The organism is Pseudaquabacterium pictum (genome assembly GCF_005403045.1).
In the GTDB taxonomy this organism is placed as follows: domain Bacteria; phylum Pseudomonadota; class Gammaproteobacteria; order Burkholderiales; family Burkholderiaceae_C; genus Pseudaquabacterium; species Pseudaquabacterium pictum.
On record NZ_BJCL01000003.1, the window covers coordinates 488647 to 508184 of the forward strand.

At 70.2% G+C, this 19538-nt stretch carries 15 protein-coding genes; 9 read left to right on the forward strand and 6 right to left on the reverse strand.

The window, feature by feature from the left end; genetic code table 11:
* Positions 1–32 precede the first annotated feature (32 nt).
* The 5 genes from FFT10_RS09165 to FFT10_RS09185 all read right to left on the reverse strand — a co-directional run bounded on the left by FFT10_RS09165 (position 33) and on the right by FFT10_RS09185 (position 8999).
* Complete coding sequence (locus FFT10_RS09165) at positions 33–6593, reverse strand: MBG domain-containing protein (RefSeq protein WP_137732485.1); 6561 nt, start codon at positions 6591–6593, stop codon at positions 33–35.
* Positions 6594–6711: 118 nt separating this feature from the next.
* Positions 6712–7404, reverse strand: coding sequence for a PA4824 family protein (locus tag FFT10_RS09170; RefSeq protein ID WP_137732486.1), 693 nt, complete (start codon positions 7402–7404; stop codon positions 6712–6714).
* A gap of 34 nt (positions 7405–7438) precedes the next feature.
* Entirely contained in the window at positions 7439–7963 is a 525-nt protein-coding gene (locus FFT10_RS09175; RefSeq protein ID WP_137732487.1) for a chemotaxis protein CheW, read from the reverse strand.
* A 180-nt stretch (positions 7964–8143) separates the two neighbouring features.
* Positions 8144–8725, reverse strand: coding sequence for a cytochrome b/b6 domain-containing protein (locus tag FFT10_RS09180; RefSeq protein WP_137732488.1), 582 nt, complete (start codon positions 8723–8725; stop codon positions 8144–8146).
* Position 8726: 1 nt separating this feature from the next.
* Entirely contained in the window at positions 8727–8999 is a 273-nt protein-coding gene (locus tag FFT10_RS09185) for a PepSY domain-containing protein (RefSeq protein WP_137732489.1), read from the reverse strand.
* A 99-nt stretch (positions 9000–9098) separates the two neighbouring features.
* Between FFT10_RS09185 and FFT10_RS09190 the strand changes: the two genes are divergently transcribed.
* The 8 genes from FFT10_RS09190 (at position 9099) to FFT10_RS09225 (ending at position 16932) form a co-directional block, all read left to right on the forward strand.
* On the forward strand, positions 9099–10484 hold the full coding sequence (locus FFT10_RS09190; protein ID WP_137732490.1) for a replication-associated recombination protein A: 1386 nt from the start codon (positions 9099–9101) through the stop codon (positions 10482–10484).
* Positions 10485–10731: 247 nt separating this feature from the next.
* Positions 10732–11655 carry a branched-chain amino acid ABC transporter permease gene (locus tag FFT10_RS09195; protein ID WP_137732491.1) on the forward strand — a complete coding sequence of 308 codons (924 nt, stop codon included), beginning with the start codon at positions 10732–10734 and terminating at the stop codon, positions 11653–11655.
* A gap of 16 nt (positions 11656–11671) precedes the next feature.
* The gene (locus tag FFT10_RS09200; RefSeq protein WP_137732492.1) at positions 11672–12781 is read left to right on the forward strand and encodes a branched-chain amino acid ABC transporter permease; all 1110 of its coding nucleotides are present in this window, start codon (positions 11672–11674) and stop codon (positions 12779–12781) included.
* Positions 12778–13554 carry an ABC transporter ATP-binding protein gene (locus tag FFT10_RS09205; RefSeq protein WP_137732493.1) on the forward strand — a complete coding sequence of 259 codons (777 nt, stop codon included), beginning with the start codon at positions 12778–12780 and terminating at the stop codon, positions 13552–13554. Before FFT10_RS09200 ends, FFT10_RS09205 begins: the two co-directional genes overlap by 4 nt.
* A gap of 17 nt (positions 13555–13571) precedes the next feature.
* Positions 13572–14297, forward strand: coding sequence for an ABC transporter ATP-binding protein (locus FFT10_RS09210; protein ID WP_137732494.1), 726 nt, complete (start codon positions 13572–13574; stop codon positions 14295–14297).
* A 99-nt stretch (positions 14298–14396) separates the two neighbouring features.
* A complete protein-coding gene (locus FFT10_RS09215; protein ID WP_137732495.1) occupies positions 14397–15425 on the forward strand; it encodes a Bug family tripartite tricarboxylate transporter substrate binding protein in 1029 nt (342 codons plus the stop codon).
* Positions 15426–15554: 129 nt separating this feature from the next.
* A complete protein-coding gene (locus FFT10_RS09220) occupies positions 15555–16502 on the forward strand; it encodes a demethoxyubiquinone hydroxylase family protein (RefSeq protein WP_137732496.1) in 948 nt (315 codons plus the stop codon).
* Positions 16503–16527: 25 nt separating this feature from the next.
* Positions 16528–16932, forward strand: coding sequence for a DUF4149 domain-containing protein (locus FFT10_RS09225; protein ID WP_137732497.1), 405 nt, complete (start codon positions 16528–16530; stop codon positions 16930–16932).
* A gap of 9 nt (positions 16933–16941) precedes the next feature.
* On the opposite strand, the gene FFT10_RS09230 is transcribed toward FFT10_RS09225, so the two are convergent.
* Positions 16942–17820 carry a LysR family transcriptional regulator gene (locus FFT10_RS09230; protein WP_137732498.1) on the reverse strand — a complete coding sequence of 293 codons (879 nt, stop codon included), beginning with the start codon at positions 17818–17820 and terminating at the stop codon, positions 16942–16944.
* A gap of 100 nt (positions 17821–17920) precedes the next feature.
* On the opposite strand from FFT10_RS09230, the gene FFT10_RS09235 reads away from it, so the two are divergent.
* Positions 17921–19519, forward strand: a complete 1599-nt coding sequence (locus FFT10_RS09235; RefSeq protein WP_137732499.1) for an NADH-quinone oxidoreductase subunit L — start codon at positions 17921–17923, stop codon at positions 19517–19519.
* Positions 19520–19538: the final 19 nt, after the last annotated feature.

The following is a 19538-nucleotide window of genomic DNA, read 5'->3' on the forward strand; positions in this document are numbered from 1 at the left end:
TGTCGACGGATGGAGGAGGGTGCAGGTGGCATTCACGGCATCTGGACCGGGCGGGCTGGCGTCTGCAGCGGGCGGTCGGTGGCGGTGCCGTCGGTACCGGGGACGCTGCCCGCCAGTCCGCGCAGGCCGCCATCCACCACGAACAGCCGGCCGGGCGCGGCGCTGTTGCCAGCGCCACCGTTGCCCGCCATGGCAGCACTGCCCGGAGCCAGCGGTGTGAGCACCAGCCCGGTTCCCGCGGAGGCGGTGCCACCGCTGGTTGGCAGGGGCGGTGCCACGACGGCAGGTGTCTGCATCGTCGCTGTCGGCGCATTGCCGGACACGGTGTTCACCAGCACGGCCGGCATGATGCGGAGCACGCCGTCGACGGTGGTGACGGTGTAGTTGCCGTTGGCCAGGGCGGCGGCGCTGATGGTGTAGCTGCCGACGTTCTCGCCGTTGCTGCGGCTGAGGCTGCCGCCCAGGCTGTCGCTGCCGACGAGACTGCCGTTGGTGAGCTGGTAGGTCAGCGCCGGATCGCTGTTGCCGTAGACCTTGGACTTGGCGTCGGCGGTCACCGTGATCGGACGTGGCGTGATGCTGAGCGAGCCGTCGACGGCGGTGATGGTGTAGTTGCCGTTGGTCAATGCCGCGGCGCTGATGGTGTGGCTGCCGACGTTCTCGCCAGTCGTGCGGCTGAGGCTGCCGCTCAGGCTGTCGGTGCCGACCAAGCTGCCGGCGGTGAGTTGATAGGTCAATGCCGGATCGCTGTTGCCATAGACCTTGGTTTTGGCATCGGCCGAAACGGTGATCGGTCGCGGGGTGATGCTGAGCGCTCCGTCGATGGCGGTGATGGTGTAGTTGCCGTTGGCCAGCGCCGCGGCGCTGATGGTGTAGCCGCCGACGTTTTCACCGCTGCTGCGGCTGAGGCTGCCGCTCAGGCTGTCGTTGCCGACGAGGCTGCCGGTGGTGAGCCGGTAGGTCAGCGCCGGATCGCTGTTGCCGTAGACCTTGGATTGGGCATCGGCGGCGACGGTGATGGCCCGCGGCGTGATGCTCAGCGCACCATCGACAGCGGTGATGGTGTAGTTGCCGTTGGCCAGCGACGCGGCGCTGATGGTGTAGCTGCCGACGTTCTCGCCGCTGCTGCGGCTGAGGCTGCCGCTCAGGCTGTCGTTGCCGACGAGGCTGCCGGTAGTGAGCCGGTAGGTCAGCGCCGGATCGCTGTTGCCATAGACCTTGGATTGGGCTTCGGCGGCAACGGTGATCGGCCGGGGCGTGATGCTCAGCGCACCGTCGACGGCGGTGATGGTGTAGTTGCCGTTGGCCAGCGCCGCGGCGCTGATGGTGTAGCTGCCGACGTTCTCGCCGCTGCTGCGGCTGAGGCTGCCGCTCAGGCTGTCGTTGCCGACGAGGCTGCCGGTGGTGAGCCGATAGGTCAGCGCCGGATCGCTGTTGCCGTAGACCTTCGACTTGGCATCTGCGGTGACGGTGATGGCCCGTGGCGTGATGCTCAGCGCTCCGTCGATGGCGGTGATGGTGTAGTTGCCGTTGACCAGGGCCGCAGCGCTGATGGTGTAGCCACCGACGTTTTCGCCGCTGCTGCGGCTGAGGCTGCCGCTCAGGCTGTCGTTGCCGACCAGGCTGCCGGCGGTGAGCTGGTAGGTGAGCGTCGGATCGTCGTTGCCGTAGACCTTGGACTTGGCGTCGGCAGTCACCGTGATCGGCCGCGGCGTGATGCTGAGCGCCCCGTCGATGGCGGTGACGGTGTAGTTGCCGTTGGCCAGCGCCGAGGCGCTGATGGTGTAGCTGCCGACGTTCTCGCCAGTGGTGCGGCTGAGGCTGCCACTCAGGCTGTCGTTGCCGACCAGGCTGCCGGTGGTGAGCTGGTAGGTCAGCGCCGGATCGCTGTTGCCGTAGACCTTGGACTTGGCGTCGGCAGTCACCGTGATCGGCCGCGGCGTGATGCTGAGCGCCCCGTCGATGGCAGTGATGGTGTAGTTGCCGTTGGCCAGCGCCGCGGCGCTGATGGTGTAGCTGCCGACGTTCTCGCCAGTGGTGCGGCTGAGGCTGCCACTCAGGCTGTCGTTGCCGACCAGGCTGCCGGCGGTGAGCTGGTAGGTGAGCGTCGGATCGCCGTTGCCGTAGACCTTCGACTTGGCATCTGCGGTGACGGTGATGGCCCGCGGCGTGATGCTCAGCGCACCGTCGACGGCGGTGATGGTGTAGTTGCCGTTGGCCAGCGCCGCGGCGCTGATGGTGTAGCTGCCGACGTTCTCGCCAGTGGTGCGGCTGAGGCTGCCGCTCAGGCTGTCGTTGCCGACGAGGCTGCCGGTGGTGAGCCGGTAGGTCAGCGCCGGATCGCTGTTGCCGTAGACCTTGGATTGGGCATCGGCGGCGACGGTGATCGGCCGGGGCGTGATGCTCAGCGCACCATCGACAGCGGTGATGGTGTAGTTGCCGTTGGCCAGCGCCGCGGCGCTGATGGCGTAGCTGCCGACGTTCTCGCCGCTGTTGCGGCTGAGGCTGCCGCTCAGGCTGTCGTTGCCGACCAGGCTGCCGCTGGTGAGCTGGTAGGTCAGCGTTGGATCGCTGCTGCCATAGACCTTGGATTGGGCATTGGCCGTGACGGTGATGGGTCGTGGCGTGATCGTGCCGGTCAGCGCACTGTCGAGCTGGTAGTTGCCGGCATCGGCCCCGCCCAGGCCCAGACCGCTGATGCTGACCGGGCGCGCCGTGCCCGCCCCCGGGCTGTTGAAGCTGGCCACCGCCGTGCCGCTGACCGACACGCTGTCGCCGCCCAACGCCGAGACTGCAGCCGTGCCGGTCAGCGTCGCTTGCAGGCCACCGTCGTAGGGGCGCGACGCCACCACCAGGCCGCCGAGCGCCAGGCTGCGCGCCTGCACGGTCCATTCATTCAGGCTGCTGGCATCGTCCTGGAAACCATATCCCAGGCTGCTGGCCAGGCCGCCGCTGTAGCTGCGGTCATGTGTTCCAGCCACCGTGTGGCCGGCGCCCGACAAGGCACCGCCATTCAGCACCGTGGCACTGCCGCTGACGTGGCCGTTCCCATCGCCGAACCGCTGGCCCGTCAGCTGGACCGACGCCGCCGGTGGGGCATCGCCGTAGGTGGTGGTGGCGCTGTCTGGCGTGACCGTCAGCACGGGCTGCTCGCGGAACACGACCTGCACGCCGCTGCCCAGTGGCGCCAGGCTGGTGCTGTAGCCGGTGCTGGATTCGTCACTGTGGTAGCGGAAGCGGCCGCTGCCGCTGCCGGCCAGTGCCACCAGGCTGCTGGCGCCGGCCAGGCTGCCGGTGTAGACCGTGGTCCGTCCGCCGCTGCCGGTCTGCAGGCTGCCCTGGGCGCCCAGCAGCACATCGCCGCCACTGGCCGTGCCGGCGCTGCTGCTGCGGCCGGCAGTCAAGCGGATGGCGTCATCCCCCTGGGCCGTGGTCACGACTGCCTGCGCGATCTGGAGGTTGCCGCTCAGCGTGGCCAGGTCCACCGCACCGCCAGCCTGCACGCCTGTGGTGCTGCCGACCAGGTCCACAGCCAGGCCGTCGGCGTTGTGCAGTGCCAATGCACCGCCGACGTCGGCCGCCAGGCTGCCCACGCTGTGGGTGGCACCCAGCAGGTTGAAGCTGGCCAGGCTGCCCAGCAGCTCCAGACTGTCCGCGCTGATGGCCTGGCTGGCGGTCACGCTGCCGCTGCCGGTGGTCTGCAGGCTCAGCCGGTGGCCGGTGACAGTGGCGCCGCTGAGGCCTGCGACGGTGCCCACCGCGAAGGCCTGGCTGCTGCGCGCCAGGCTGTCGCCGCCGGCATTCAGGGCCAGGGTCGTGAAGTTGAAGCTGCTGTCGCTGAGGTCGACTGCGCCACCGGCGTCCACGGCCAGATCGGCCACGGCCACACCGCCGGCGATGGCGGTGATGCTGCCGGCGCTGCGCAGCACCGCGGTGCCGGCAGTGGTGGGCACGTCGCTCTGCAGCACCAGCGGCCCGCCGCTGGCACTGCCCAGGGTGAGCAGGCTGGTGTCCAGCGTGGCGCCGTTGCTGAAGGCCATCTGCAGTGTGGCGGTGGGGTCCAGGGCCTGAAGGCTGATGCCGGACGTGGCCGTCACATCGCGGCCGATGTTGATCTGGTCGCCGGTCAGGCGCACCGTGCCGGTGGTGTTGCCGAGCCGGCCGCCGGTCACATCGATGCGGCGGTTGACGAGTTCGAACACGCCGCTGGCGGCCACGCTGGTGTCGCTGACCACGGTGGTGGTGCCAGTGCCGTCGCTGCGGCCGATGGTGATGTTGCCGAAGCCGCTGAGCTGGGCCAGCGCGGCCGCACTGATCAGCATGCCGCCACTGCCGGCGCTGCCGATGTCCACATCGGTGGCTGCGCTGTAGGGCCGCAGCGTGATGTTGGCGGCATTGCCGTTGAAGCTGTTGTTGAAGACGAAGTCGCTGGCCGTCAACGTCAGGCTGCCGCCGGCCAGCATGCTGGCCGTGCTGTTGAAGGTGACGGTGCCCGAGGTGCTGATGCCGGCATTGGCGCCGAAGGAGAGCGGCGCATTGACGCTGATGTTGCTGGTCGATTGCAGCAGCGAGTTGATCTGCGTGCCGGTGCCGCCGAAGGTGGCGCTGCCGGCGCCCAGGTTCATGCCGCCGTTGACCTGCACCGTGCCGGTCATGTTGCTGGTGAAGTCACCGCCACCGGTGTCCACGGCGCCGCGCAGGTCCAGGTCCACTGCATTGGAGTTGGTCAGCCCGAAGCGGGTGCCTGGCGCCACGCTGACGCTGCCGCCATTGGTGGTGATGGTGCCGTTGACCACCATCGGCGTGGCCGCGCTGCTGCGCTTGGTGTTGAGCACCACGCTGGCGCCCAGCGTCTCCACGTTGCCGATGAAGATCGATGCCGACGTGAACGCGGCGTTCGAATTGGCCGTGGTGTTGCGGCTGCTCACGTTGCCGCCCTGGAAGACGATGCTGCTGCCTGCGCCCTGGTTCAGCCGGATGGTGTCGTTGATGTCGCGCATCGTGAACCCGCCCGTCGACGAGCCGCTGCTCTCGTCGTTGGCGAAGAACGAGATGTTGGTGGCGCTCAGATTCAGCAGGTTGTCGGACAGGTTGTTGATGATGATGTCGGTCACCGCCGTCAGCACCACGTTGCCGGTCATGCCCTCGAGCACGGTCTCGGGGATGGTGTAGGAGCCACCCTGCGCCTGGTTGCTCCAGTTGGCGTAGGTGCCGGTCTGGCCGCTGCTGCCGTCGGTGATGGTCAGGGTGCTTGGATCCAGCAGCAGCAGCCCCGGCAGGCCGCTCGGGGCCGATGTGTCGGCATGGCCGGTGAAGCCCAGGTGCTGCTTGCCGGAGACTTCCACCTGGCCGCCGTTGCCGCCCCGCGGGCCACCGGTGGCCGAGATGCGGCCGGCGAACTGCGTGCCGCCATCGGCCCACACCACCACGGTGCCGCCATCGCCCTGGCGCAGGGCATCCGCCTGCAGGGTGGCGCCAGCGCGCACCAGCACCTCCTGGGCGTTGGCCAGGCTGCTGTCGCGCCCCTGCCAGCCACCGCCCACCTGCAGCAGCCCGCCACCCAGCGCGCCCGAGGCGTCCAGCGTTGCACCGTCGTCCACCAGCACCCGCGGCGCCGTGGCGCTGAGGTGACCGCCGCGGCCGGCCGTGGCCTGCACGTCCAGGCGCCCGGTCAGCTGGACGATGCCGCTGTCGGCCTCCAGCATGATGCGACCACCCGGGCCGGTCGCCAGCGACCGCGCCTCGGTGATGCCGTTGTGGGCGATCACCGTGCTGCCCAGGTCCGCCGCCGCCTTGGCGCTGAGGACGACCACGCCGCCATCGGCGCGCACCGCACCGCCCTGGCTGATCAGCGCATCCAGCGCCGCCTGCTCCACCCGCAGCGGCACCGGTCCGCCCAGGTCCAGCGTCACGCGGCTGCCGGCACCCAGCAGCACCTGGCCGCCGTTGGCCTGGATCTGCCCGCTGTTGAGCACCCGCGCCGCCACCAGGGCCACGCTGCCGCCATCAGCCGCCCGGATGTGTCCCGCATTGGCCACCGACGCGTGGCTGTTGCCGTTGAGCATGGTGCGGCCGGCCAGGAAGTCATCGTTGGACAGGGCCAGCGTCGACGCCAGCAGGCCACCCACCTGCACCTGGGCGGTGGGCGTGAACAGCACGCCATTGGGATTGAGCAGGAACACCTGCCCGTTCGCGCGCAGCGCGCCCTGGATCACCGACGGGTCATTGCCCAGCACCCGGTTCAGCACCACGGCGCTGGCCGATGGCTGCTGGAACTGCACCGTGTGGCCGGCGCCGATGTCGAAGCTGCGCCAGTCGGCCACCATGCGCTGGCTGGTCTGCCGCACTGTCAGCTGCTGGCCCTGCTGGTGGATGCTGCCGCTGCCGGCGCTGACCTGGCCACCGCTGGGCAGCGGGGCTGACAGGGTCGCGGTGCCCTGGGCCCAGGCGGCGCTGCCGCCCACCGCCAGCGCGGCGGCCGTGGCCAGCAGGCGGCGGGCGCGCGGCCTGCCGGCCCGCTGCGGCGTCCGGGTGATCAGGGTTTGCCAGGTGAGGCAGGCGACATTCCAGACGGCACGTTGGGCAGGGATCATGGAGCGCAGGGAGTGATGGACGGGCGTTGCAGCGGCAAGTCGCCATGCTGCAACTCGGTCTATCGGCTCTGCGCGGAAAAACTTAACACCTGATGCCGCCCGTGCCGGCGGTGCCGGTTCAGAAGTCGAGCTTGAAGCCCAGCGTCCACTGGCGCACCCGCGGGCGCTCGAACTGCTGCGCGTACGCCAGGTTGGCGGTCAGCTTCTCCGCCAGCGGCCAGATCAGGCCGGCCGAGACCCAGGCGCGGGAGCGGTCGTCGCCGAACACATCGGCGGCCCAGCGCACCGGGCCATCGCCTTCGAAACCGATGGACCAGGTGGTGCTGTTCAGCCGGTCGGATTCGGTGCGCAGCCAGCCCAGGTTCAGGTGGCCCAGCAGGCCATCGCGCAGCGCCTTGGTGGCCACGCCGAACAGCCGCGTGCTGCCATGCTTCCAACCGTCGCCAGGGGCCTTGTCGAGCGATGCGCCGTAGGCGATGGCCCAGCCGATGCGGCCATCCTGCGCTTCGACCAGGTTGGTCTTGCCGCCCAGGGTGACCGCCTGCCCGGTCAGGCCGCCGCTGCGTGCGCGGTTGTAGGCGCCGCTGAGCTGCGTCCCCTTGCCGATGCCGCAGGCCACCAGGGCGTCCACGCTGCCCGTGTTCGGCTCGCCGCGGACGCGGGTGCTGGCCACGGCCGTCTCCAGCTCGCAGTCACCCGGTGCCAGCGAGTCGGCCGTTTCGCTGACCAGCGGGCGTGCCGCCCAGGCTGCGTGCGGGACAGCCAGGGCCACCAGGGCACTGCCCAGGGCGATCAACAGGGCAGGGCGCATGGTGTCTCCTCGTTGTGTGGGGTTGGCGGGGCGGTCAGCCGGCGAAATGGTCCATCAAGCCCATGTCGGCGCTGCTCATCATCGCCTCGATCTCCAGCAGGATCAGCATGCGCTCGTCGTCGCCGGTCTTCACCGTGCCCAGGCCGGTGATGTGGGTGGCGGCCACGCTGCCGTTGAACTCGGGCGCGGGCTTGATCTGGTCGGGGCGCAGTTCCAGGACGTCGCTGACCGAGTCGACCACGATGCCCACGGTGCGGCCGGCCACGTTGAGGATGATGACCACGGTGAAGGCGTCGTACTTGACGTCGTCGAGCATGAAGCGCATGCGCATGTCGACGATGGGCACGATGACGCCACGCAGGTTGACCACGCCCTTCATGAAGCCGGGGGCATTGGCGATGCGGGTGGGGCTCTCGTAGCCGCGGATCTCCTGCACCTTCAGGATGTCGATGCCGTACTCCTCGGCGCCGAGCTTGAAGGACAGTACCTCGCGCGGGGCGCCGTGCAGGGCGGAGGTCTGCGACACCGCGGTGGCTTCTTGAAGGGTGACGGCGCTCATCGGCATCTCCTGGGCATGCCGGGCTGCTGCAGGCAGCCCGCTGTTGGATGGAACGGCGGCACCGGCTGCGCGCCGGCACCACGCGGGAATGTCCAGGGAGTGTGGCCGCTGCCGGTGCTGCCGATCGGGAGATCAGGCCGGGTGCGGCCGGTCAGTTTCCCGGTCTGCGCGGGCGGCGTGTCAGAACGGCTGCTTCACGCCAGTGACCATGGCGCGCACCAGGCGCACCCGCTCCAGCCGGCCCATCACCAGGGCGGCCGCCGCATGCAGGCCGGCGGCCCACAGCAGGCCGGAGGCCAGGGTCTCGTGCAGGTCCTGCAGGCCCTCGTCGCCCCAGAAGGCGTCGGTGCCCTGCAGCCAGCCGGTGACGCCCAGCGCCAGCACGGCCGCCATCAGCGCCAGCATCATCAGCGCGCCCAGCGGGTTGTGCCCGGCATGCACCGGATGCTCGCCGCGGTGCAGCGCCTGCAGGTGGCCACGCAGCCGCGCCGGGGTGGGGAAGAAGTCGGCAAAGCGCGCATGGCGGCTGCCGATGAAGCCCCACACCACCCGCGCCAGCACCAGTGCGGTGGCGGCGTAGCCGGTCCAGCGGTGGGGCGTCTCGCCGCCCTCCAGCACCCACTGGTTCAGCAGCACGCAGGCCACCAGGCTCCAGTGGAACAGCCGGATGAACGGGTCCCACACGCGCTGGGCGACCCGTGTGGGTGCCGCAGCCGGCGTGGCCGGCGCGCTCAGCGGCTGATTCGCTGGTGCGGGCTGCATGTCACTTCTGTTCCAGCATGGCGGCGGTCACCGGGTCGAAGTAGATCTCGACCTTCTTGCCGGCCTTGTCGGTGCCATAGATCTCGTAGCACTGACCCTTGCTGACCTTGAAGGTCTTGATCTGGTAGCCCTGCTGTTCCATCTTGGCCTTGAAGTCGGCCTCCTTCATCCACTGGGCCTGCGGCTGGTTGCAGCTGGGGCCGGCCACCGCGGCGGTGGTGGCGGCGGTGGTGCCCAGGGCGAGGGCGATGGCGGCGATGTGGCGGAGTTTCATGGTGAGCGTCTTTCGGTGTGAGTGGGTTGGGGGTTGTGCCTGCACAAAACCGATTGGAGCGGCCGCCGCTGAAGGCATTCTTAAAGACAATGCCGGCGCATGAGCCCGACGCAGGATTCCTTGTTCTCACCGCCCGAGCCGCCTGCCACCGTGGCGCCCGTCTTGTCCGGCCAGGCACCGCTGGCCGAGCGGCTGCGGCCGCAGACCCTGGCCGACGTGATCGGTCAGTCCCACCTGCTCGGCGCGGGCAAGCCGCTGCGCGTGGCGTTCGAGTCGGGCCGCATCCGCTCGATGATCCTGTGGGGCCCACCCGGTGTCGGCAAGACCACGCTGGCGCGGCTGGTGGCCACCGCGGTCAGCGCCCGCTTCATCGTGCTGAGTGCCGTGCTCGCCGGGGTGAAGGACATCCGCGACGCGGTGGAGCAGGCCCGCGCCGCCCAGGCCGCCAGCGGGCAGGGCACCATCGTCTTCGTCGACGAGGTGCACCGCTTCAACAAGGCGCAGCAGGATGCCTTCCTGCCGCATGTGGAATCGGGCCTGTTCACCTTCATCGGCGCCACCACCGAGAACCCCAGCTTCGAAGTCAACAGCGCACTGCTCAGCCGCGCCACGGTGCATGTGCTGAAGGCGCTGGATGACAACGACCTGGCCGCGCTGATCGCCCGCGCCCAGGCCTTGCTCGATGCGCCACCGCTGACCGACGCGGCCCGCCAGCGGCTGGTCGCCCATGCCGATGGCGACGCGCGGCGGCTGCTGAACGCCTACCAGGCGTTGGTCGATGGGCTGGGGGATGGCGTTGACCGCCCCGCGCAGATCGACGAGGCCCGGCTGGAACTGACGCTGGGCGAACTGCTGCGCCGCTACGACAAGGGTGGCGACCAGTTCTACGACATGATCAGCGCGCTGCACAAGAGCGTGCGCGGCTCCGACCCCGATGCCGCGCTGTACTGGCTGGCGCGCATGCTCGATGGCGGTGCCGACCCGCGCTACGCCTGCCGCCGGGTGATCCGCATGGCCAGCGAGGACATCGGCCTGGCCGACCCGCGCGGCCAGCAGCTGGCGCTGCAGGCGGCCGAGGTCTACGAGCGCCTGGGCTCGCCCGAGGGCGAGCTGGCGCTGGCCCAGGCGGTGGTCTACCTGGCGGTGGCGCCCAAGAGCAATGCCGTCTACACCGCCTGGAACCAGGTGCGCGCCCTGGTCAAGCAGGACAGCACCCGCCCCGTGCCGATGCAGCTGCGCAACGCGCCCACCGCGCTGATGAAGGGCCTGGGCCATGGCAGCGGCTACCGCTATGCCCATGACGAAGCCGGCGGCTTTGCCGCGGGCGCGCAGTACCTGCCCGACGGCCTGGACGGCCAGACTTTCTACCAGCCGGTGGCGCGCGGGCTCGAGCTGCGCATCGGCGAACGCCTGGCCGAGCTGCGCCGGCTGAACCAGCTGGCCCGCACCGGCGAAGGCGGTTCCGCGGACACCGCGCCCGGCTGATCAGGGAGAACCCGGAAGGCCGAACAAGGCTCGGCCAGCGGGCTGATCTTCGGACGATTGTTCGGCCAGCGGCCGGGAATCTCCTGCCGTTTCACCGGGAGCCCCCTGCCTACAATGCCGCCCAGCCAGGAGTCACGGCATCGGCCGGCTTCTTGCTAGAGACCACCAAGACATGCCCGGTTGTGCCCCGGCGCTGCCGTTCCGGGCAGCGCGTGCCGCCGGGCCGAGGACCGGAGACCCCCCCGCCATGGATATCTTGTTGCAACAGATCATCAACGGTCTGGTGCTGGGCAGCATGTACGCGCTGGTGGCCCTGGGCTACACCATGGTGTACGGCATCATCAACCTGATCAACTTCGCCCACGGCGAGGTGCTGATGGTGGGTGCGCTGACCAGCTGGACGGTGTTGCGCATGCTGGCCGGCAGCGGCCTGCCCGGCTGGGTGATGCTGCTGATCAGCCTGGTGGCTGCCGTGGTGGTGTGCTCGGCGCTGAACTACGTGATCGAGAAGATCGCCTACAAGCCGCTGCGCAACGCGCCGCGGCTGGCGCCGCTGATCACCGCCATGGGCATGAGTCTGCTGCTGCAGACTCTGGCGATGATCATCTGGCAGCCCAGCACCAAGCCCTATCCGATCCTGCTGCCGAACGACCCGTTCTTCATCGGCGGTGCGGTGATCAACCTCACCCAGATCCTGATCCTGGTGACCACGGTGATCGTGCTGCTGGCGCTGATGTACCTGGTCAACCGCACCAAGCTGGGCCGCGCGATGCGCGCCACCGCCGAGAACCCGCGCGTGGCCGCGCTGATGGGCGTGCGGCCCGACCATGTGATCTCGGCCACCTTCATCATCGGCGCGGCGCTGGCGGCGCTGGCCGGCGTGATGTATGCGGCCAACTACGGCACGGTGCAGCACACCATGGGCTTCCTGCCGGGGCTGAAGGCCTTCACCGCGGCGGTGTTTGGCGGCATCGGCAACCTGGCCGGCGCGGTGGTGGGCGGCGTGCTGCTGGGCATCATCGAGGCGCTGGGCTCGGGCTACATCGGCATGCTCACCGGTGGCGTGCTGGGCAGCCAGTACAGCGACATCTTCGCCTTCCTGGTGCTGATCCTGGTGCTCACCGTCCGGCCGCAGGGCCTGATGGGCGAACGCGTGGCCGACCGTGCCTGACCCCGGAGAAACCAAGATGAAGAACAAGCTGATCGTCTTCCTGATCGCCGCGGTGGCGCTGATGGTGCTGCCGCTGGTCGCCCAGTCGGCTGGCAATTTCTGGGTGCGCATGCTCGACTTCGCGCTGCTCTACGTGCTGCTGGCGCTGGGCCTGAACATCGTGGTGGGCTATGCCGGCCTGCTGGACCTGGGCTATGTGGCCTTCTACGCGGTGGGCGCCTACATGTTCGGCCTGATGGCCTCGCCGCACCTGGCCGAGAACTTCGCCACCTTCAAGGCCGCCTTTCCCGACGGCCTGCACAGCCCGATCTGGCTGGTCATTCCACTCGGGGCGGGGCTGGCCGGCCTGGCGGGCATGCTGCTGGGCGCACCCACGCTGAAGCTGCGTGGCGACTACCTGGCCATCGTGACCCTGGGCTTCGGCGAGATCGTGCGGGTGTTCATGAACAACCTCGACCGCCCCGTCAACATCACCAACGGCCCCAAGGGCCTGACGCAGATCGACAACCTCACCGTCTTCGGCATCGACTTCGGCAAGACCGGCCACCTGTTCGGCATGGAGATCTCGTCGGTCACCAAGTATTACTACCTGTTCCTGCTGCTGGTGGTGATCAGCGTGGTGATCTGCTACCGGCTGGAGCAGAGCCGCATCGGCCGTGCCTGGATGGCCATCCGCGAGGATGAGATCGCCGCCAAGGCCATGGGCATCAACACCCGCAACCTGAAGCTGCTGGCCTTCGGCATGGGCGCCACCTTCGGCGGCGTGTCGGGCGTGATGTTCGCCAGCTTTCAGGGCTTCGTCTCCCCCGAGAGCTTCTCGCTGCAGGAGAGCGTGATGATCGTCGCCATGGTGGTGCTGGGCGGCATCGGCCACATCCCCGGCGTGGTGCTGGGCGCGGTGCTGCTGGCCGCGCTGCCCGAGGCCCTGCGCTGGGTGGCCGGCGAGCTGGACCTGCAGCGCCTGACCGATGGCCGCATCGACGCCGCCATCCTGCGCCAGCTGATGGTGGCGCTGGCCATGATCATCATCATGCTGGTGCGGCCACGCGGGCTGTGGCCCTCGCCCGAACACGGCAAGGCCGCACCGCAGCCGGTGCCGGGCGCCAAGACCGGGGGTGCCGCATGAGCGAGGTGGTGCTGCAGGTGAAGGGCGTGTCCAAGCGCTTCGGCGGGCTGCAGGCCCTGTCGGACGTGGGCATCACCATCCACAAGGGCCAGGTCTACGGCCTGATCGGCCCCAACGGCGCAGGCAAGACCACGTTCTTCAACGTGATCACCGGGCTCTACACGCCCGACAGTGGCAGCTTCGACCTGGGTGGTGCGCCGTACAAGCCCACCGCGGTGCATGAGGTGGCCAAGGCCGGCATCGCCCGCACCTTCCAGAACATCCGGCTGTTCGCCGAGATGACGGCACTCGAGAACGTGATGGTCGGCCGCCATGTGCGCAGCCAGTCGGGCCTGCTGGGCGCGATCTTCCGCACGCCGGGCTTCAAGTCGGAGGAGGCGGCCATCGCCCGCCGAGCGCAGGAGCTGCTGGACTACGTCGGCATCGGCCGTTTCGCCGAGATGAAGGCCCGCACGCTGAGCTATGGCGACCAGCGCCGGCTGGAAATCGCCCGCGCCCTGGCCACCGATCCCAAGCTGATCGCCCTGGACGAGCCCGCTGCCGGCATGAACGCCACCGAGAAGGTGGTGCTGCGCGAGCTGATCGACCAGATCCGCAAGGACGGCCGCACCATCCTGCTGATCGAGCATGACGTGAAGCTGGTCATGGGCCTGTGCGACCGGGTGACCGTGCTCGACTACGGCAAGCAGATCGCGGAGGGCACGCCCTACGACGTGCAGCGCAACGACAAGGTGATCGAGGCCTACCTCGGCGCCGGCCACAAGGCGCATTGACGCCGCAGGACACCAAGATGGCAACCAACAACAACCAGGTCCTGCTGGAAGTCAGCAACCTCAAGGTCGCCTACGGCGGCATCCAGGCCGTCAAGGGCGCCAGCTTCCAGGTGCGCCAGGGCGAGCTGGTGTCGCTGATCGGCGCCAACGGCGCGGGCAAGACCACCACGCTCAAGGCCATCACCGGCACCCAGCCGGCGGCCGACGGCAGCATCCGCTTCATGGGCCAGGACATCAAGGGCCAGGGCGCCTGGGATCTGGTCAAGCAGGGCCTGGTGATGGTGCCCGAGGGCCGCGGCACCTTCACCCGCATGACCATCACCGAGAATCTGCTGATGGGCGCCTACATCCGCGAGGATGCCGAGGTGCAGGCCGACATCGACAAGGTCTTCAGCATCTTCCCGCGGCTGAAGGAGCGGGCGCTGCAGCTGGCCGGCACCATGAGCGGCGGCGAGCAGCAGATGCTGGCCATGGGCCGCGCGCTGATGGCCCGGCCCAAGGTGCTGCTGCTGGACGAGCCCAGCATGGGTCTGAGTCCCATCATGGTCGACAAGATCTTCGAGGTGGTGGCCGACATCCACAGCCGCGGCACCACCATCCTGCTGGTCGAGCAGAACGCCAGCCGGGCCCTGGGCCTGGCCGACCGCGGCTATGTGATGGAGAGCGGCCTGATCACCATGGACGGCGAGGCCAAGGCCCTGCTGAACGATCCCAAGGTGCGCGCCGCCTACCTGGGCGAATAGACCCTTCCAGGAATCGGAAGGCAGGCTGTCGGGCAGGCGACAGCCCGGTGTGCAAGCGCGCAGCAGCATGCGCCACCTTTGCACACTGGAGACCTGCCCATGCCCTTGCCGACCCAGCCCCTGGACGCCGATGTCCCCGCCAGCAACACCCGCCGCCGGTTGTTGCTGGGCGCCGCTGCAGCGGCCGCCGGCGCCACTTTGCCGGCCGTCGGCCAGGCCCAGGGCGCCTGGCCCAACCGGCCGGTGCGGGTGATCGTGCCCTTCCCGCCGGGCGGCCTGACCGACGCCTATGCCCGCATGTATGCCGAGCAGCTGTCGCGCAAGTTCGGCCAGCCCTTCAACATCGAGAACAAGACCGGCGCCGGCGGCACCCTGGGTGCCGGCGAGGTGGCCAAGGCCGCGCCCGATGGCTACACCCTGCTGATCAGCACCAGCACGCCCACCTGGCAGGCCAAGGTGCTCTACAAGAAGCTGCCCTACACGCCGGTCAAGGACTTCGACCCGATCGCGCTGTTCCCCAGCGGGGCGCTGCTGGTGGCCGTCAATGCCAATGTGCCGGCGAAGAACCTGCGCGAGCTGATTGCCTACGCCAAGACCAACCCGGCCGCCTGGGGCACCTACGGCGCCGGCTCCTGGGCCCACATGCTGGGCGACGTGGTGAACAAGCGCGAGAAGCTGAACATGGTGGTGGCGCATTACCGCGGCGAGGCGCCGATGCTCACCGACCTGATCGGCGGCCAGATCCAGGCCGGCGTGGGCAGCGTGCAGGGCATCCTGCCGCACATCCAGTCTGGCAAGCTGCGCGCCATCGGCGCCACCGGCAAGGTGCGCACGCCACGCCTTCCTGAGCTGACCACGCTGGTGGAGCAGGGCTTCACCGCGCCGGTGTTCGGCATGGAAGGTTTCCTGCCCTTCGCTGCGCCGGCCGGCACGCCGCGCGACATCCTCGACAAACTGTCGGCCGCGGTGCGCGATGCGTCGAACACCCCGGAGCTGAAGGCCCTGCGTGAGCAGTTCGGCATTCCCAACGTGCCGGTGTCCGACCCGGCCGAGGTGCGCAAGACCTGGGCCGAGGATGCGGCGGAGTGGACCACCCTGGCCACCGACCTGGGCATCACGCTGGATTGAGCGGCCGGCGGCCTTGCCGCCGCCTTGCCGTCGATCGGCCCCGCGCCGCTGGCGGGCTTGTGCCGCGATGTCGGCGGCAAGGCAGGTCCTGCGCCCACACTCGCGGCCAGCAACCTGCTGAACGCACCCGTGACCGATCCCGCCCCAGGCTCCCCGACCGCCGCCCCTTGCGTCTATTACGACGGCGGTTGCCCGCTGTGCAGCCGCGAGATCGCCACCTACCAGCGTGCCCGCGGCGGTGGCCAGCTGCAATGGGTCGACGCCCAGGCCTGTTCGCCGCAGGCGCTGGGACCGGCGCTGCAGCGCGAGGCGGCGCTGCAGCGCCTGCACGTGCGTCTGCCGGATGGCCGGCTGGTCAGCGGTGCAGAAGCCTTCGTCGCCATCTGGCAGCGGCTGCCCGCCTTCCGCGGCCTGGCGCTGCTGGCCAAGGTGCCGGGCATGCTGTGGTTGATGGAGGGGCTGTACCGCTTCTTCCTGCGGGTGCGGCCACTGTGGCGGGCTGCGCCGGCGGCGGCCAGTGGTCACTGGGCCGCCTGGCCCGCACCGCTGCGCCGCGAATTGCGCACCGACCATGCCGGCGAGGCCGGTGCGGTGATGATCTACCGCGGTGTGCTGGCGGTGGCGCGGGATCCGGTGCTGCGGGCTTTCGCCAATGAGCACCTGGCCACCGAATCGCGGCATCTGGCGCAGATCGAGGCCGTGGTGCCCGGCAGCGGCCGCAGCCGGCTGCTGCCGCTGTGGCGCCTGGCCGGCTGGTTGACCGGCGCGCTGCCGGCCCTCGTCGGGCCGCGGGCGGTGTACGCCACCATCGAGGCGGTGGAGACCTTCGTCGACCGCCACTACGCCGCCCAGCTGCAGCAGGTCGACCAGCTGCTGCCGCAGCAGCCGCCCGCACAGCAGGCGCCGTTGCAGCAGCTGCGCAGTCTGCTGGCCGACTGCCAGGCCGACGAACTGGCCCACCGTGACGACGCCCGCAGCCGGCGCGGCGCTGCCGCAGGGTCTTGGCCAGGCGCGGTCTGGGCCGCAGCCGTCGGCACCGGCTCCGCGCTGGCGGTGCGCATCTGCCGCTGGGTCTGACGACGCCGACCGCGGCCCCCGCACCATGGACACCACCTTCCGCCTGGTCAGCCTGCTGCTGACCGCCGGCCTGTTCGGCGGCATGCTGCTGTTTGCCGGCGGCTTTGCGGCCTTCCTGTTCACCGCCTTGCCGGTGGACCAGGCCCGGCAGCTGATCCGCCGCGCCTTCCCGCCGTTCTACCTGTTCGTCATCGGCGCGGCGGCGCTGTCGGCGGCCGGCGCCGCCTGGGTGGACAGCCTGGCCGCGCTGCTGCTGGTGGCGGTGGCCCTGACCACGCTGCCCACCCGGCAGGTGCTGATGCCGGCCATCAACCGCGCCACCGATGCCGGCCAGCGCGCCCGCTTTGCCTGGCTGCACGGCTTGTCGGTGGGGGTCACGCTTGCACACATCGGCGTCGCGGGCTGGGCGCTGGTGCGGCTGGCGGGCTGATCCACCGGCTCAGCGGCCGGCCAGCAGCTGGTCCACCGCGGCATGCGGATGCCGCCGCGGCACGGTGATGGCGTAGAAGCTCTCGCGCAGGTCGGCCGGGCGGCCGGCCACCACCAGTGCACCGGTGCGCAGCTCGTCCTGCACCACCACCTCGGGCAGCAGGGTCAGCCAGCCGCTGTCGCGGGCGATCAGGCGCAGCATGGCCATGTCGTCCACCTCGGCGCGCAACCGTGGGCGCACGCCGGCTGCCGCGCACAGCGCGTCGAATTGGCCGCGCAATGCACTGCGCGGGCCGGGCAGGGCGATCTCCAGGCCGTCCAGGCCCTGTGGCACGGACAGGGGCTGCGGCCAGCGGCCGGCCGGCCCCACGATGCACACCGACTGGCTGCCCAGCAGCCGGCAGCGCAGCGGCCGTTCCGGGTCGGCCGGCACCGATTCATTGGCCAGCACCACGTCCAGCTGGTGCTGCAGCAGGCGGGTCAGCAGGCTGTCGAGCGGGCCGGACTCCAGGGTCAGCACCAGCGCCGGGTCGGCCAGCAGCGGGCGCAGCAGGTTCTCCTGGTAGTTGCGCGACAGCGTGGCCACGCTGCCCACCCGCAGCCGCGCCATGCCCAGCGCATGGCCTTGCAGCCGGCCCAGCAGCTCCTGCCCCAGGCCGAAGATTTCCTCGGCATAGGTCAGCACCAGCCGGCCGGCGTCGGTCAGCGCCAGCCGGCGGCCGGCGCGGGTGAACAGCGGCTCGCCCAGGCGGTCTTCCAGCTGGCGGATCTGCGCCGACAGCGCCGACTGCGAGGTGTGCACCTGCTGCGCCGCCTGCGTCAGGTGGCCGATCTTGGCCACCTGCCAGAAGTAGTACAGGTGGTGGAAGTTGAGCTGGCCCAGGTCCATCGTTCTTTATTTCAGATTGAAAACTGACTTTCATTGAATTTTACAGAAGCAATCGGCCGCGGCAGCATTCCGCCTCGTCGCCACCTGACTGCCACCGACCATGGACCTGCCCGCCCACCTTTCTGACACCGCCGCCCTGCTGCCGCTGGCGGCCATGTTGCTGGCCGTGGTGCTGCCCTTGGCCACCACCGCGCCGGCAGCGGCGCAGTGGCGGCGGTTCCACGTGCTGGCGGCGCTGGGCCTGCTGGCCAGCGTGGCCAGCGCAGGCCTGCATGCGCTGCGGCCGGATGCAGCGCATGCCTCGGCCTGGTCGCCGTGGTTGCAGGTCACCCTGGTGGGCAGCGTGCTGGCGGTGCTGGTGCAGGGGCTGGTGGTGGTGCTGGGCCACTTCTCGGCGCGCTACCTGCAGGGCGAGGCCGGGCAGGCCCGCTACGTCGCCAGCCTGGCAGGCGTCCTGGCGGCGGTGCATGCACTGCTGCTGGCCGACCACTGGCTGGTGCTGATCGCCGCCTGGGCCGCAGTGGGTCTGGCGCTGGAGCGGCTGCTGTGCTTCTACGCCGATCGGCCGTTCGCCCTGCTGGCGGCTCACAAGAAGCGGCTGGCCGACCGCCTGGCCGATGCCCTGCTGCTGGCCGCCGCCGCCCTGTGCTGGACGACCGTGGGCAGCGGCTCGTTCAGCGACCTCAGCGCCCACCTGCAGGCCCATGGCGCGTCACCGGCGCTGCAGTGGGCCGCCGTGCTGCTGGCGGTGGCGGTGGTGCTGCGCACTGCGCTGCTGCCGGTGCATGGCTGGCTGATCCAGGTGATGGAGGCGCCCACGCCGGTGTCGGCCCTGCTGCATGCCGGCGTGGTCAACCTGGGCGGCTATGTGCTGATCCGCCTGTGGCCGCTGCTGGAGCAGGCCGCCGCGGCGCGCTGGCTGCTGGTGGCCCTGGGCGCGGCCACCGCGGTCCTGGCCGGCCTGGTGATGCTGACCCGCGTCAGCATCAAGGTGCGGCTGGCCTGGTCCACCGTGGCGCAGATGGGCTTCATGGTGCTGGAGTGCGGCCTGGGCCTGACCACGCTGGCGTTGCTGCACCTGATCGGGCATGCGCTCTACAAGTCGCACGGCTTCCTGGTGGCCGCCGACGCGGTGCGCCAGGCCCGGCTGCAGGACTTGCGCGGCCCGGCACGGCCCACGGCCGCCAGCGTGCTGGGCGCGCCACTGCTGACCGTGCCGCTGGTGCTGCTGCTGGCCACGGCCGGTGTGGCAACTGCCCGTGCCGCCGCCTGGCCCTGGTGGTGGAGCGTGGTGCTGGGCCTGGCCTGGGCGCCGCTGCTGTGGCGTGCCGACAGGGCACCGGCCGGCGCTGCCGGCACAGCGCAGCACCTGCTGCGTGGCCTGGTACTGGCCACGGCGCTGACCGCCGCCGCCATGCTGACCCACGGCCTGCCCTGGGGCCTGTCCGACGCGCCTGCCGATGCGCCTGGCCTGCTGGCGCTGGCCAGCCTGGCCCTGCTGTACGCACTGCAGGCCATGCTGCTGCTGCGGCCCGCCGCCCTGCCGCGGCTGCGCCGCTGGGCCTATGCCGGCTTCTACCTGGACGAGCGCTTCACCCGCCTCACCCTGCGCTGCTGGCCGGCGCGCTGGGTGCCGCCGCCCCCAGCCAGCGTGAGTGGCCCCAAGGGCCTCCCCCGCACCGTCCACACCCCGGTCTGACCACCGATCACCACGGAGA